This window comes from Pseudonocardia alaniniphila (genome assembly GCF_022524485.1).
GTDB lineage: Bacteria > Actinomycetota > Actinomycetes > Mycobacteriales > Pseudonocardiaceae > Pseudonocardia > Pseudonocardia alaniniphila.
In genome coordinates this window covers 178,626-193,076 of the sequence record NZ_JAKXMK010000010.1, presented here as the reverse complement: position 1 = coordinate 193,076, position 14,451 = coordinate 178,626, and the positions used below count along the sequence as shown (strand labels likewise).

Sequence of the window (14,451 nt, the reverse complement as noted above, 5' to 3'; positions counted from 1 at the left end):
GCGGCAATCGGGACCCACGATCACCCGGATGGCGCTCATATCGCCGAACCGAGGCCGGTCCGATCACGTGCTGTGCCCACTCGGCCGTCCTGCCCGGGGACGGCTCGCACGGCGTTCCGGTGGCTCTGAGGCGCAGACGGCACTCCTCGCTCACGGCCCCGTCGGGCTGCCGATCTCGTCACGGCTGGGGCTGGTGCCGCATCGCCTCGCGGGCCTCGGCACGGGTCATGCCGGTGGCCTGCAGCAGGTCCAGCGCGATCGAACGCAGCTGCGCCACGATCACCTGCTCCGACGGCCCACCAGTCCACTCGTCCGACAGTTCCGACGAGTGCCGGACGACGTCCAGCACCGGCTCACGGGCGCGCTCCCGGTCGCCCTCACGCCCCAGTTGGTCGGTCAGCGCCCGGACGGCCGAGGAAAGCTCGCCCAGGAGGTCGGGCAGCTCCGGCGTGACGGGCTCGTCGTTCTCCAGGGCGACGTAGACACGACGGCCGAGCACGCGGGCGTTGCGCATCGCGTAGTCGGCGCGCTCGGCGAGCTCCGCGAACCGGCCGAGGACCCGGCGACGTCGGCGGAACAGAGGCGAGACCGCGGTGACCTCCTGCCCCGCGCGCAGGGCGGCACGCAGTTCGTCGATGAGCGGCTGGCTGGCCCGTGCCCGTTCCAGTGCAGGGGCGGCCGCACCCGAATCGCGGTTGCGCAGCGCGTCCGCGATCAGGTCGAGCACGGTGGCCAGCTCGTCGAGCAGGGCACGAGCCTGGCGGCGGACCGGGCCCACCGGATCCGTCGGCAGGACGGCCACGACCAGCACACCGACCGCGCCTCCGATCAGCGCGTCGACACAGCGGTCGATCCCGCCCTGCTGACCGGGTGGCAGCAGGGTCGCCACCAGCACCGCGGACGACGCGGCCTGGGCCACGAGAAGCGTGGCGCCGTCGGCGAACACCGCGATGGCCATCGCGAGCCCGACCACCAGGACGATCTGCCAGGCGCCGCTCCCGATCGCGGAGATCAGCAGGTCGCCCACCAGCACACCGAGGCTCACCCCGAGGACCAGCTCGACCACGCGGCGCAGCCTGTTGCCCAGCGACACGCCGAGGCTGATCACGGCCGCGATCGGCGCGAAGAACGGCCGCTGGTGACCGATCAGGTCGTGGGCGACGAACCAGGCGAGCCCCGCCGCCACCGCGCACTGTGTGATCGGGATCGCGGACGCCCGCAGCCGCTGGGTGGCACGCCGGAGCCGGACGTCCAGCCGGTCCAGCCGGACCGCCGCCGGCAAGGGTCAGCCCAGGCCGAGTGCGGCCGGGGCAGCGGGATCGGAGTCGGCGAGGAAGGCCAGGCAGCGCTCCGCCTCATCGGTCTCGCCGATGAGGGCAGCGGCTCGCTGCAGCGTGGCCAGTGCGCGCAGGAACCCCCGGTTGGGCTCGTGCGACCACGGAACCGGGCCGAAGCCCTTCCAGCCGGAACGACGGAGCTGGTCGAGGCCACGGTGGTAGCCGGTACGGGCGTAGGCGTAGGCGGTGATCGTCAGTGCGTTCTCGAGAGCACGCTCGGCGAGCACCGCCCACGCCAGTGAGGACGTCGGGTGTGCGGCTGCGACCTCCTCCGGCGCGACGCCGCGATCGAGCTCCGCGGCGGCCGGGTCGACGGGCAGCAGGGTGGGCTCAGGTCCGAGCAGGTTGCCGTGCAGCGTCATGCCAGCATCTTGCCGCCTTCCCCGCCGTGTCCGGATCCCGAGTGCCGGGACAGCCGGCGCGCCCGCCGCCGAGGGTCGATCAGCGGAGGGTCTGTCCCGTCGACCGCAGGTTCTCGCAGGCGACGACGACGCGATCGGACATCCCGACCTCGGCCGCCTTCAGGTACGAGCGGGGGTCGTAGGCCTTCTTGTTGCCCACCTCCCCGTCGATCTTGAGCACTCCGTCGTAGTTGTTGAACATGTGGCCGACGATCGGGCGGGTGAAGGCGTACTGCGTGTCGGTGTCGACGTTCATCTTGACCACGCCGTAGCTCAGCGCCTCGTGGATCTCCTCGAGCAGCGAGCCCGATCCGCCGTGGAAGACCAGGTCGAGCGGCTTGGAGCCGTCGGGCAGTCCGAGCTTGCGGCTGGCCACCTCCTGGCCCTGCTTGAGGATCTCCGGGCGCAGCTTGACGTTGCCGGGCTTGTAGACGCCGTGCACGTTGCCGAACGTGGCGGCCAGCAGGTAGCGGCCCTTCTCGCCCGCACCGAGCGCGTCCACCGTGTCCTCGTAGTCGCCAGGGGCGGTGTAGAGCTTCTCGTTGATCTCGTTGGCGACGCCGTCCTCCTCGCCGCCGACCACCCCGATCTCGACCTCGAGGATGATCTTGGCCTTGACGGCCTGGTCGAGCAGCTCAGCGGCGATCCGCAGGTTCTCGTGCAGCTCGGTGGCGGACCCGTCCCACATGTGCGACTGGAACAGCGGGTTCTCCCCGCGGGCGACGCGCTCCTGGCTGATCGCGATCAGCGGCCGGACATAGGTGTCGAGCTTGTCCTTGGGGCAGTGGTCGGTGTGCAGTGCGACGTTGATCGGGTACTTCGCGGCGACGACGTGCGCGAACTCGGCGAGTCCGACGGCGCCGGTCACCATGTCCTTGACGGCCGTGCCGGAGAGGAACTCGGCCCCGCCCGTGGAGATCTGGACGATCCCGTCGCTCTGCGCCTCGGCGAAGCCCCGCAGCGCGGCGTTCAACGTCTCGGTGCTCGTCACGTTGATCGCCGGGTAGGCGTACTCACCGCTCTTGGCCTTGTCCAACATCTCGTTGTACTTCTCGGGGGTGGCGATCGGCACGGTCGGGCCTCCTCGACGTCCTCGTTGTTTCCAGCCGCAGTATCCCGCAATGAAAGGACGACGGCCCCGTCAGCGGAGAAGGTACGCACTACTAGGCTGAGTCGCATGATCCGCGACGGTGGGGAGAACGCCGTCGAGCAGACGCTGAGCAGGTTGCGCCGCATCGACACCAGCCGGGAGCCGGCGCCGGCCCCCGGTACGCCGCGCACCCTCTCGGACCTCTACCGCGACCACCGCATGCGGATGGTGCGGCTCGCAGTGCTGCTGGTGGACGATCCGAGCACAGCGGAGGACGTCGTCCAGGAGGCGTTCACCGGTCTGCATCGGCACTGGTCGGGGCTACGTGACGAGGCTGCGGCCGTCGGCTACCTGCGCACGGCTGTGGTGAACGGCTCACGCTCGGTGCTGCGCCGCAGGCGCACCGCGCGCGACTACGTCCCGCCGCACCAGGTCAACGCCCGCTCAGCGGAGTCGCTGGCGATGCTGTCATCCGAGCACCAGGCCGTGGTGGACGCGCTCGCCACCTTGCCGCCACGGCAACGTGAGGTGCTGGTGCTGCGGTACTACGGCGGGTTATCGGAGGCCGAGATCGCCGAATCCACCGGCATCAGCCGCGGCACCGTGAAGTCGACGGCGAGCCGGGCGCTCGAGGCCGTCGCGCGCGTGATGAGCGGCGGTGGGGCACGATGATGCCTGTGAGCACGAGCGACGATTCCGAGCGACGCGTCGCCGAGGCGCTGCGGGCCAGAGCGTCGGGAGCGGGTCGCCCCGGGGTGCCCCGCACGGCGCGGGCGACCCCCGCATCCCCCACCGGAGCACGCAAGGCGCTGCTGATCGCGCTGCTCGGCGGCGTGGTGCTGGGCGTCGCCCTTGCGCTGTTGTCGTTGCTGGTGCCGGGGCTCCTCCCCGCCCTCGGCTGACCACGGCTGCCCGGTACCGTTCCCTTCCGTGACTGCGCTCGCGCTCGGCCCCGAGTGGCTCCAGCCGGATACGATCATTTCCTGGCTCGGCCCGTGGGCGCTGATCGGGCTCGCCCTCATCGTCTTCGCCGAGTGCGGGCTCCTGCTCGGGTTCTTCCTGCCCGGCGACTCCCTGCTCTTCACCGGTGGCCTGTTCGTGGCACAGGGGTCGATCCAGACCCCGCTGTGGCTCGTCTGCCTGATCCTCGTGGTCGCGGCCACCGCCGGCAACGCCACGGGCTACTGGGTCGGGCGCGCGGCCGGTCCCGCGGTGTTCGACAGGCCCAAGTCGCGCTTGTTCAAGCCGCAGCACGTGCGCAAGACGCAGGAGTTCTTCGACAAGTACGGCAACCGCGCCATCGTGCTCGGCCGGTTCGTGCCGATCGTGCGCACCTTCATCACGGTGATGGCCGGCGTCGGCCGCATGGAGCCGAAGCGCTACCTCGGCTACTCACTCATCGGCGGCGTCGCGTGGGCGGCGGGTGTCACCGTGCTGGGCTTCTGGCTCGGCCAGTTCGAGGTCGTGCGCAACAACATCGAGCTCATGCTCATCGCCATCGTGGCCGTGTCGATCGTTCCGATCGTCATCGAGGTGCTGCGGGCCCGCCGCACGCCAGGGGCACACGCCAGGTAACACCTCCGGGCGACATCGCCGGCGGTAACACCGCTCAGGGCCCGGGCGAGCCCAGGGGTACCTACCCTGGAGTGCTGTGAGCGTTGCGCCCACCGTGTACCACGCCCTCGGGCCCCTCACCCAGGCCGGACCGGTCACGGTGTGGGTGGTCGTGCTCGTCTTCGTCTTCTTCGAATGCGCGCTCATCATCGGGATGTTCCTGCCGGGCGACACGCTGCTGCTCGCAGCCGGAGTCGTACTCGCCCAGGGCGACCACGAGGCCAGCGCCTGGACGCTCGGGGTGGTGGCCACCGGCGTCGCCGTGGCCGGGAACCAGGTGGGTTATCTCGTCGGCCGCTATGCCGGCACGCGGATGCTCGCGCGCCGCGACGGCCGCATCCTCAACCGCGCCAACCTCGCTCGCGCCAGCGCCTTCTTCGACCGCTGGGGGTTCTGGGCCATCGTCGTGGCCCGCTGGGTGCCCTGGGTACGCACTCTCGCGCCGATGATCGCCGGCGCCGCCCGCATGGACAACCGGCGCTACATCCTCGCCAACGCCGTCGGCGCGGTCTGCTGGGTTCCCACGCTGATCATGCTCGGGTACTACGGCGCGGGGCTGCTCGACGTCGTTCCCTGGCTCAAGGACGCCGCGGCCCTCGTCGCGATCGCGTTCTTCGTGGTCGGTACCGGCTACGGGCTCTTCCGCTACCGCCAGGAGATGCGCCGCCCGATCGATGACACGCCGGCGGCTCCGGCGGACGACGAGCCCGAGGAACCGGAGCAGGACGAGGGACTCCGCGACACCGGCTGAGGCTCGCGTGCTGGGGGCGGCTCAGCCGCCCCGCTGCAGCCGGGCTGCGGCTTCCATCAGCATCCACCCCGAGAGCTGCACCGAGAGGTCGGCCTCCGGCACGCCAGGGTGGGGCGGGAAGGCGGGCCTGCCCCATTCCGCGGAGAAGACCGGACCACCGCGAACCTCCGCCCGGCCGTCCCACACAGCCGTCGCGCTCGACCGCACGATCCGTGTCGCGGGGCCGGCAAGCTCCGGCACGCGCAGCGCGGCATCCGTCAGGTAGCGCGCGGTGATGCCGGCGAAGAGACCACCGTCGCCCCCACCCGAACCGGGCAGCACGCCGCGGGAATCAGCGAGCCGATGGGTCATCGCGTCCACGATCGCCATCGCCCTGTCCGTGAAGCGGAGGTGGCCGTCGCGTTCTATCAGCTCGACACACGCGCCGAGGTACACGCCCTGGCAGTAGGTGTAGATGTAGGGCTCGACGGCGCGGATGCTGCCGTCCGATGCCACCCGCACCCCGTCCCGGACGAGCCCGGAGTCCGGGTCGATCAACGTCTCCGCCATCCAGTCGCAGATCGCCGCGGCGAACGCCGACTGGCCGTCACGGGCGAGCAGGATCGCCGCCGGGCCGTTCGCGGGTGCGGCCTTGAAGTCGTCCTCGCGCCGCCACCAGATGCCGCCGCCCGCGCCTTCCGTCCACCCCTCGTGCAGCCGGTTGATGATCGCGGCGAGCGCCGGAAGGCCGGAGCGGCCGGCGAGGAGCCCCGCGCGTTGCACCGCCAGGCCGAGCCAGGCGACGTCGTCGTAGTACCGGTTGAGCCAGGAACCCGTGTTGTGCAGCCGGATGCCGCGGACCAGCGCCGCGATCGCGCGGGCCCGGCGCCGCTCGGGTGAGCGCAGCTGCGCGTCGACCATGCAGTCCAGGAGGTGCGCCTGCCACCAGTAGTGCCACGGCGCCGGGGGTGAGGGCAACGGTCTCGGCCACCGGATGCGTCCGATGCGGGTGCCTGGCACCACCCCGGCGAGCCGTCGTAGGTGGCGGCGGACGACCGCCCGCTCGGCGATGCCCGCCCGTTCCGACCAGTCGACCTCAGCGGCAGCCACCGAGCCAGTCTGCCCGATGGCCGAATGAGTGGGGTTCGTGTCGTTGACGCCATACCGTCGTGCGGCCACCGTGAGTACATGCCCAGCCACCAGGTGGTCATCCCCGTCTTCGACGGCATCCAGCCGCTGGACGCCACGGGTCCGCACGAGGTGCTGATGGGTGCCACGCGGCTACTCGACCACCTGGGGTCCGAGAGGGCGGGCTACCGCGTCACCCTGGTCGCGCAGGCCCCGGGAACCGTCACGTCCGACAGCGGGATGCGCATGTGCCCGGACGGCCCGCTCCCGGAGACGGGTGAGATCGGCACGCTGCTGGTGCCAGGCGGCGGCGGGGCGCGCGCCATGACGTCCGACCACCCGCTGGTCGAGTGGCTCCGCCGCGCCGCCCCGCGCGCCGAACGGGTCGTCTCGGTGTGCACGGGGGCGTTCGCGCTCGCAGCCGCCGGCCTGCTCGACGGCCTGTCTGCCACCACCCACTGGCGCCACGCGCCCGCGCTCGCCACCCGGTACCCGGCCGTCGATGTGCGTCCCGACCCCATCTACCTGCAGCAGGGCCGGATCTGGACGGCCGCGGGCGTCACCGCCGGTGTCGACCTGGCCCTCGCGCTCGTCGAAGCCGACCACGGCGCCGAGATCGCGCAATACGTCGCGCGCGAGCTCGTGGTGTTCCTGCGCAGGCCGGGCGGGCAGAGCCAGTTCGCCGGACCCGTCTGGTCGCCGCCGGCGCGCCAGCCCTCGATCAGGGCCGCACAGGACCTCATCCACAGCGACCCGGCAGCCGACCTGCGGGTGCCGGTCCTCGCAGCACGCGTGGGCATGAGCGAGCGCCACTTCAGCCGCGAGTTCACCCGCGCACTCGGGCGGTCGCCGGGCGACTACGTCGAGCAGGTGCGCGTCGACGCCGCCAAGCGGTTGCTGGAGTCCGAACCGGTGCTCGTCACCGTCGCAGCGGCGCGTGCGGGCTTCGGCACCGCAGAGACGATGCGGCGCGCGTTCCTGCGCCGGATCGGCGTGGCCCCCGACCAGTACCGACGGCATTTCGCCACCACCGCGCCCATCGACGGAAGGACGTGACCATGCAGGTCGCCATCATGCTGTTCCCCCGGCTGACCGCGCTCGACGCGATCGGGCCCTACGAGGTGCTGCAGACCGTGCCGGAGTTCGACGTCATGTTCATCGGCGAGCACCGCGGCGAGGTCCGCGCCGACACCGGCATCCTCGGCCTCACGGTCGACAAGACGTTCGCCGAGGTGCAGTCGCCCGACATCGTGCTGGTGCCGGGTGGACCCGGCTCACGTGCCCTGCTCAACGGGGGAGCCCACCTCGACTGGCTGCGCGCGGTCCACCCGCGCACCCGATTCACCACGTCGGTCTGCACGGGCTCGCTCGTCCTCGCCGCGGCTGGGCTTCTCGACGGGCTCACCGCCACCACCTACTGGGGGGCCATGGATCACCTGGAGAAGCTCGGTGCCGTGCCGGTGACACAACGGGTGGTCGAGCACCTGCCCGAGCGTCTGATCACCGCAGCGGGCGTGTCATCGGGTATCGACATGGCCATCCGGCTCGTCGAGGTGCTCCTCGACGACGTGGCGGCGCAGGCGGCGCAGATGCTCATCGAGTACGACCCGCAGCCCCCGTTCGACGCCGGGCACCCCAGCCGGGTCGGCTCGGCCGTGATGGAGCGGGCGAGCGAGTACCGGCAGGCACGGTCATGACCACGCCGACGCAGGCAGGAGCGCGGCGCTGTCCGACCGCCGCTTCTGGCGCCATCTCGTCGAGATGCTGCTCGCGATGGTCGTCGGGATGGTGGCGCTCGGGCCGCTGTGGCCGGAGCTGCACGGAAGCACCGAGCTGCACCTTCTCGTCATGGCCACGAACATGACGCTGGGCATGGCGCTCTGGATGGCCGTACGCCGGCACCGGTGGGTAGCCATCGCGGAAATGGGCCTGGCGATGTACGTGCCGTTCGTGGTGCTGCTCCCGCCGTTCTGGGCGGGCTGGCTGTCGACCGACGCGGTGTTCGTCCTCGGCCACGTACTGATGCTGCCGGCGATGCTCCTCGCCATGCTCCGCAGACCCGCCGAGTACCTCTGCTAGCTCTCCTCAGAAGTGCTCGACCAGCTCGGTGAACCGCTTGAGGTGCAGCACGCCGTGGTCGTCGAGGTCGAGCTCGTCGTGCTCGAGCACCCAGGTGTACCGGTTCGGGATGAACACCGCCCCGAGGCCTGCGGCGCGGGCCGGGAGGATGTCCGACCGTGGCGAGTTCCCGATCATCCACGTTGTGGCCGGGACGAGGCTCTGCTCGGCGACGAGCTCGCGGTAGGTCGTCTCCCGCTTCTCGGCCACGATGTGCACGCTGTGGAAGTGGTGCGCAAGGTTGGACGCGTCGATCTTGCGCTGCTGCTCGGCTCGATCACCCTTGGTGAGAAGGCGGAGGTCATGGCGCTCGCCGAGCTCGGCGAGCGTCTCCGCCACCCCCGGTACGAGCTCGACCTCGTGGTTGACCAGGGCGCCGGCGAGCTCCTCGATCCGGCGCGCCTCGGCCGTCGTGGCAGGGCGTTCGTTGAGCCGCTGGAAGGTGTCGCCGAGGCTGCGCAGAAAGCTTGCGCTGCCGTACCCGTGGACGACGACGTTGGCCCGCTCCACCTCGTCCAGCACCGCGCGGGTGGCCGCCCGGTCGAGGGTGGGGTGTGCCAGCCAGTCGAGGTAGGCATCGATCACCCGCTCGAACAGGACGTTGTTCTCCCACAACGTATCGTCTGCGTCGAACACGAGCGTCTGGCGGCTGGTCACGGGCGGAGTCTAGGTACCTCGGGACCGATCTCCAGCCGGTTTTCGGCCGGGCTCGTTCGCCGCCTGACGGGCTCGTTCACCACGCGTCCGACAGGTCCGCGTGCCGGCGGATCCAGGCGTGCATCGCGATGCCCGCGGCCACGCCCGCGTTGATCGAGCGGGTGCTGCCGAACTGGGCGATCGACACCGTCATCGCGGCCGCTGCGTGCGCCTCGCCTGTCACCCCTGGGCCTTCCTGGCCGAACAACAGCAGGCAGTTGCGTGGAAGGTCCGCGGTCTCGAGCCGCTGCGCGCCGGGCGTGTTGTCCACGGCGACCACGACGAGCCCGTGCTCCGTGGCGAACGTCATCAGGCCGGCCACGTCGTCGTGGTGGTGCACCTGCAGATAGCGGTCGGTCACCATCGCTCCGCGCCGGTTCCAGCGCCGCCGTCCGACGATGTGCACACCCGCCGCGCCGAACGCATTGGCGGTACGCACCACCGTGCCGATGTTGTGGTCGTGGCCGAAATTCTCGATCGCCACGTGGAACGGATGCGCGCGCCGGGCGAGATCGGCGGCCACGGCTTCACGGCGCCAGTAGCGATAGGCATCGGCGACGTTGCGCGCGTCGCCGTGTTCGAGCAGGTCGGGGTCGTAGCGCTCGTCCTGCGGCCAGGCCATCCGGTCGCCCGGCCACGGCCCGACGCCGACCTGTCCCGGCACCTGCCACTCGCTGGGCCCGCCACCCCCCTCGATGTCGCTACCGGCGCCCTCCCCGCCCCCCTGCGAGTCGCCCGCGTTCTCCGCCGGAGTCGCCCGGCCGCCGCCCGCGCGCGGGCGGCCCTCGTCCCGAAAGCGAGTCGCCCGCTCCTCACCCCCACGCGAGCCGCTCGAATCCCGCGCCGGAGTCGCCCGGTCGCCGCCCTCGCGCGAGTGGCCCTCGCGCCGAGCGTGAGGTGCCCGTTCGGAGTCGACGGGCCGCCCGTCCCGCGTCGCCGCGCTCTGGTGTGCCGGTCCGGGCCTGTCCTCGGCCGGCCCCGTCTCGTCCTCGCTCATGACCGAATGATCCTCCGCTCCGCCCGTGCCCGGGTTCGGCCGTTGCTCGACGTGCCGGACGGCAACGATTGCGTCGCGAACACTGCGCCGGGGGCGGGCTGCTCGTAGTGTGCGAACGGGCGGCTCGCGCACCGGGGCACGGGTCGCCCCCACTGATCCACACGGCGGCACGCCCCGAAGTCGGGCGACTCTCGAACTGAATACGCGCGACTCACGTGTTGTGGGGGGAGCCGCCAGCGGTGCGAGGAACGGGCGACTCGCCGGGTTCGGTTGCTGGCGGTTGGGGCGAGATCCGTCCGTCGTGCCGATGGTCCCGTTCGTCCTCGACGTCCGTCCCCGTGCGGTGGGCCGCCAGCGGCGAGTGGCGAACGGCGGTTTGCGCGGCAGGATCGCAGCCGGACCTGAGGGCGTTACGCGGCATTCGGCCCCAAGTATTAGGACGTTCGGAGCAATACCGCGACCACTCGTCGCGCCAGCAGCCGCTTCCGGCCCACTGCGTTCTCAGCTTCGCAACCTGAACCTGAGGCTGCCTCCTACCGTCCCGCCCATGGATCAACGGATGGTGCGCACGGCGTGGCTGAGCGTCTTCGGCCTCATCGTCGTCGCGCCCTCCCTCATGTGGCTCGCGATCGCACCCAACGAGCCGCTGTGGGATCACCTCTCCGTCGTGACCGGATTGCTGGCGCTCTCCGCGCTGGTGTCGGCGGCGGTCCTGCCGTCCCGGCTCCGGTCACTGAACCGTGCGTTCGGCATCGAGAGCGTGATCGACATCCACCGGTTCCTCGGCGTGGTCACGGCGACGCTGGTATTCGTCCATCTCGCCTGCGTCGTCGCCGCGAACCCGGCCAACGTCGCGCTGCTGAACTTCGAGACCGCCCCCGCCCGGGCACGTGCTGCGGTCGGGGCGACCATCGCGCTCGCCGCTCTCGTCGCGCTCGTCGCCCTGAAGGGGCGCACGGGGCTTCGCTACGAGCTGTGGCGGTGGCTCCACGTGGCGCTGGCGGTCGCGGTGATCACGTTGTCGGCGTTGCACGTGTGGTGGCTCGACCACCTCGTGGCCATGCCGGCGACCGGCACCGTCTTCGGACTGCTCGCGGCCATCGTGATCGGGATCTTCGGTTACCGCTGGGCGTGGCGCCCGATGTTCGACGCGTCCACCGAGTTCCTGGTCCGGGAAGTGCGCCGCGAGAACTCGACGGTGAGCACGCTCGTGCTGGAGCCTCGGCGCCAACGGCACGGTCCGCCGGTGAACTCATGGGCCTTCGCACCCGGCCAGTTCGCCTGGATCCGGCTGGACCGGTCGGTGACCGCCGAGGAACACCCCTTCACGATCGCCTCCAGCGCGCACATGGACACCACCGAGTTCACGATCCGCCACGCCGGGGACTTCACCCGCGCGTTGCGCCGCCTCCCGCCGGGCTCCCCGGTCTGGGTGGACGGCCCGCACGGCGCCTTCACCAACGACGTCGGCGCGGGGGCCGGCTTCGTGATGATCGCCGGCGGCGTCGGGATCACGCCGATGATGAGCATGCTCCGCACGGCCGCGCACCGGGGGGATCCGCGGCCGTACCGGCTGGTCGTCGTGGCCAGCTCACCGGAAGACCTGCTGTTCCGCGACGAGCTCGCGGAGCTGCGGTTCCACCTCGATCTCGTAGTGACCGAGGTGCTGCGCCGTCCGCACGACGGCTGGGACGGCTACACCGGCGACATCGGTGCCGGCCTGCTCTCGATGGTGCTTCCGGAAGGGCAGCACCCCGACGATCTCGACTTCTTCATCTGTGGCCCGCCCGCGTTGGTCACGGACGCCTTGAGCGCTCTCGACACCCTCGGTGTGGCACCGGCCCGCGTGCACACCGAACAGTTCGACTTCGTGTGAACCATCAGGAAGGCTCCGATGCTCCGCAGTATCCCCCGCTTGCTTCGCCGCGCCGTGATCGTCGCCGTGATCCTCGCCGTGTCCGCATCGGTGTACCAATCGTGGGCCGCCGGGACTCCCGGCACCGGCGGCTGGACCCAGACCCAGTGGGGACCGTTGGGACCGGCCGACCGTGACCTGCTCGTCAAGGTGAGGCTCGCCGGCCTCTGGGAAGGGCCGACGGGTCAGCAGGCGGAGACGCAGGCGAGCTCCCCCGAGGTGCAGGAAGCCGGACGGAAGATCTCCGAGGAACACGCCAACCTCGACGCGGAGGTCCGCAAGGCCGCCAACCAACTCGGCGTGCTGCTGCCGAGCAGCCCCAGCGACCAGCAGGTCGGCTGGATGAACGAGATCTCGCGGCAGACGGGCTCGGACTACGACCGCGTGTTCGTCCAGCGGCTGCGCGACGCGCACGGCACCGTGCTGCCGATCATCGCTCAGGTGCGGGCCACCACGCGTAACGAGCTGGTGCGTCAGTTCGCCGAGACGGCCAACGCGTTCGTCAGCCGGCACATCGGATATCTCGAGGGCACGGGTCTGGTGGACTACGCGGCGCTCCCGGAGGCATCGCCGGGCCTGCTCTCCGGTGGCACCCAGACCAGCGACCTCATCGTGCCGATTCTGGTGTTCGTCGCCGCGCTCCTCGCGGCCATCGCCGCGTTCGCCGCAGTGCGCAGCCGTAGCGCCGCAAAACGGAGCAGGGTCACCGTGCCGCAGCGCAGCCCGGCACCTGCCGCGGCACCCCTCCCCGAACTCACGCCCGTCGCGGCGATCGCCGGCCCCCGCTTCTCTCACCTGGATTCGCCCGTCGGCGCCGGACTCGACGCAGGCACCTCGACCTACTCCACCGCCGGATCGACCCGCAGCGTCTCGGACACGGGCCCCCACCGCACCGTCACCGAAACCGGGTCGCATCGGTGGGTCTCCGACAGCGGGTCCCGCCGGGCGGTGTCCGACACCGGTTCCTACCGCACTGTCTCCGACACCGGATCCCACCGCACGGTCTCCGAGACCGGATCCCATCGGGCCGTCTCCGACACGGGATCCCACCGGACCGTCTCCGAAACCGGCTCGCAGCGCGCTGTCTCCGGCACCGGATCCCACCGCGCCGTGTCCGACAGCGGATCCCATCGCAGCGGCGGCCGTTCCAAGTCCGCCAAGTCCCGCCATTCCCGGCGCTAGCTCAACGCTCCCAAGCCGCCGGATCCCAGCCGGAGTGGCCACTCGGCTCTCCGGTTCCCCGCTCCCCGACCCCGAACGGAGCTTCATGTCCCCGTCCAGAAGCGAACGACACCGGAGCACGGTGCGTAAGCTCGCGATCTCTGCGGCCGCCCTGGTGGTGACCGTCCTTCCCACCGCCTGCGACTACGCATACGCGTCCTCCGGCAACAGCAGCGTGTCGACGCCGGCAGGCGGTTCGGGTCACAGCGGCCACAGCGCCGAAGGCGGCCAGAACCACGGCGGCAACCCGGGGCAGGCCCCCGATGACAACAATTCCGAAGGTTCCGGCGACAACAACGGCGGAAACGGCGGCCAAGACGGAGACAACGGCCAGAACGACAACGGCCAAGGCGGAAACAACAACGGCGACAACGGCCAAGGCAGCGACGACAACGGCAACAACAACGGCGGAAACAACAACGGCGGCGACAACGGCCAAGGCGACAACGGCCAAGGAGACAACGGCCAAGGAGACAACGGCCAAGGAGACAACGGCCAAGGAGACAACGGCCAGGGCGACAACGGTCAAGGCGGCGACAACAACGGCGACGAGCAGCCGCCCGCCGAGAACAACGGGCTCGACGTGCTGGGCAGGGACTGCACGGAGAGCAAGCTCCAGCCCCACGACGGCTTCCAGCTCGCCCCGCGCTGTGTGAGCACGGCGTTCGGCGAGGTGGCGTCCGAGGACAAGAGCCCGTCGCTGCTCATCACGGACTCACCCCGCAGCGTCCGCGCCAACGAGAAGTTCACGATCTCCGTGAGCACCCGCAACCTGGTGCGCGACCGGTTCCTCGGTGCCGCAGCGGGTGGCTACTACCTCGAGAGCTCCTTCCTCAACGAGGACGGCCTGCAGCGCGGGCACTTCCACACCGCCTGCCGGATGCTCGAGACCACCGACACCGCGCCGGACGCCGCACCCGCGCCGGAGTTCTTCCTCGCCACGCAGGACAACGGTGGTGGCGCCGAGCCCGACACCGTCAAGATCACCGTGACGGGGATGCCGACCGCCGGCACCGCCCAGTGCGCGGTGTGGGCAGGTGACGGCTCCCACCGCATCCCGATGATGCAGCGGGCCGACCAGACCCCCGCCTTCGACGCGGTGCGCATCACGGTGGAGTAACCCCACCAGAGCCGTCGCACGGAACGCGTGTGGCTGTGCCGGGCGAACCCCGGCCTGCCACACGCGTTCCGTGCGTACGGGGGA

General features: G+C 71.0%; 16 protein-coding genes. 10 read left to right on the top strand and 6 right to left on the bottom strand.

All coding sequences use genetic code 11. The annotated features are described in order from the left end of the window. Positions 1 to 178: 178 nt before the first annotated feature. The 3 genes from MMF94_RS13340 to fbaA form a co-directional block, all read right to left on the bottom strand. Positions 179 to 1,282 carry an FUSC family protein gene (locus tag MMF94_RS13340; protein WP_241036690.1) on the bottom strand — a complete coding sequence of 368 codons (1,104 nt, stop codon included), beginning with the start codon at positions 1,280 to 1,282 and terminating at the stop codon, positions 179 to 181. 3 nt (positions 1,283 to 1,285) lie between these two features. Beyond that, on the bottom strand, positions 1,286 to 1,699 hold the full coding sequence (locus tag MMF94_RS13335) for a DUF3151 domain-containing protein (RefSeq protein WP_241036689.1): 414 nt from the start codon (positions 1,697 to 1,699) through the stop codon (positions 1,286 to 1,288). 79 nt (positions 1,700 to 1,778) lie between these two features. Next, a complete protein-coding gene (gene fbaA, locus MMF94_RS13330; protein ID WP_241036688.1) occupies positions 1,779 to 2,810 on the bottom strand; it encodes a class II fructose-bisphosphate aldolase in 1,032 nt (343 codons plus the stop codon). Between the two features lie 105 nt (positions 2,811 to 2,915). On the opposite strand from fbaA, the gene MMF94_RS13325 reads away from it, so the two are divergent. The 4 genes from MMF94_RS13325 to MMF94_RS13310 all read left to right on the top strand — a co-directional run bounded on the left by MMF94_RS13325 (position 2,916) and on the right by MMF94_RS13310 (position 5,193). Next, positions 2,916 to 3,500 carry an RNA polymerase sigma factor gene (locus MMF94_RS13325; protein ID WP_241036687.1) on the top strand — a complete coding sequence of 195 codons (585 nt, stop codon included), beginning with the start codon at positions 2,916 to 2,918 and terminating at the stop codon, positions 3,498 to 3,500. 5 nt (positions 3,501 to 3,505) lie between these two features. Further along, positions 3,506 to 3,730: a hypothetical protein gene (locus MMF94_RS13320; protein WP_241036686.1), complete on the top strand. Its 225-nt coding sequence runs from the start codon at positions 3,506 to 3,508 to the stop codon at positions 3,728 to 3,730. Positions 3,731 to 3,758: 28 nt separating this feature from the next. Next, the gene (locus tag MMF94_RS13315; protein ID WP_241036685.1) at positions 3,759 to 4,403 is read left to right on the top strand and encodes a DedA family protein; all 645 of its coding nucleotides are present in this window, start codon (positions 3,759 to 3,761) and stop codon (positions 4,401 to 4,403) included. Positions 4,404 to 4,479: 76 nt separating this feature from the next. Beyond that, a complete protein-coding gene (locus MMF94_RS13310; RefSeq protein WP_241036684.1) occupies positions 4,480 to 5,193 on the top strand; it encodes a DedA family protein in 714 nt (237 codons plus the stop codon). 21 nt (positions 5,194 to 5,214) lie between these two features. Here the strand turns inward: MMF94_RS13310 and MMF94_RS13305 are convergent, their stop codons facing one another. Continuing rightward, positions 5,215 to 6,282 carry a glycoside hydrolase family 76 protein gene (locus MMF94_RS13305; protein ID WP_241036683.1) on the bottom strand — a complete coding sequence of 356 codons (1,068 nt, stop codon included), beginning with the start codon at positions 6,280 to 6,282 and terminating at the stop codon, positions 5,215 to 5,217. Between the two features lie 78 nt (positions 6,283 to 6,360). On the opposite strand from MMF94_RS13305, the gene MMF94_RS13300 reads away from it, so the two are divergent. From MMF94_RS13300 to MMF94_RS13290, 3 genes are all read left to right on the top strand, one after another. Next, a complete protein-coding gene (locus tag MMF94_RS13300) occupies positions 6,361 to 7,356 on the top strand; it encodes a GlxA family transcriptional regulator (protein ID WP_241036682.1) in 996 nt (331 codons plus the stop codon). A gap of 2 nt (positions 7,357 to 7,358) precedes the next feature. Next, positions 7,359 to 7,997, top strand: a complete 639-nt coding sequence (locus MMF94_RS13295) for a DJ-1/PfpI family protein (protein WP_241036681.1) — start codon at positions 7,359 to 7,361, stop codon at positions 7,995 to 7,997. 64 nt (positions 7,998 to 8,061) lie between these two features. Then, positions 8,062 to 8,379: a hypothetical protein gene (locus MMF94_RS13290; protein WP_241036680.1), complete on the top strand. Its 318-nt coding sequence runs from the start codon at positions 8,062 to 8,064 to the stop codon at positions 8,377 to 8,379. A gap of 6 nt (positions 8,380 to 8,385) precedes the next feature. Here MMF94_RS13290 and MMF94_RS13285 read toward each other — a convergent pair whose 3' ends face one another. Further along, on the bottom strand, positions 8,386 to 9,075 hold the full coding sequence (locus MMF94_RS13285; protein WP_241036679.1) for an HAD family hydrolase: 690 nt from the start codon (positions 9,073 to 9,075) through the stop codon (positions 8,386 to 8,388). Positions 9,076 to 9,151: 76 nt separating this feature from the next. Then, positions 9,152 to 9,811 (bottom strand): TrmH family RNA methyltransferase, encoded by a 660-nt coding sequence (locus tag MMF94_RS13280; RefSeq protein ID WP_241036783.1) that lies wholly within the window; start codon positions 9,809 to 9,811, stop codon positions 9,152 to 9,154. An 847-nt stretch (positions 9,812 to 10,658) separates the two neighbouring features. Between MMF94_RS13280 and MMF94_RS13275 the strand changes: the two genes are divergently transcribed. The 3 genes from MMF94_RS13275 (at position 10,659) to MMF94_RS13265 (ending at position 14,367) form a co-directional block, all read left to right on the top strand. After that, on the top strand, positions 10,659 to 11,987 hold the full coding sequence (locus MMF94_RS13275; RefSeq protein ID WP_241036678.1) for a ferredoxin reductase family protein: 1,329 nt from the start codon (positions 10,659 to 10,661) through the stop codon (positions 11,985 to 11,987). Positions 11,988 to 12,005: 18 nt separating this feature from the next. Beyond that, the gene (locus tag MMF94_RS13270; protein ID WP_241036677.1) at positions 12,006 to 13,208 is read left to right on the top strand and encodes a DUF4142 domain-containing protein; all 1,203 of its coding nucleotides are present in this window, start codon (positions 12,006 to 12,008) and stop codon (positions 13,206 to 13,208) included. Between the two features lie 121 nt (positions 13,209 to 13,329). Then, positions 13,330 to 14,367, top strand: a complete 1,038-nt coding sequence (locus tag MMF94_RS13265; protein WP_241036676.1) for a hypothetical protein — start codon at positions 13,330 to 13,332, stop codon at positions 14,365 to 14,367. Positions 14,368 to 14,451: the final 84 nt, after the last annotated feature.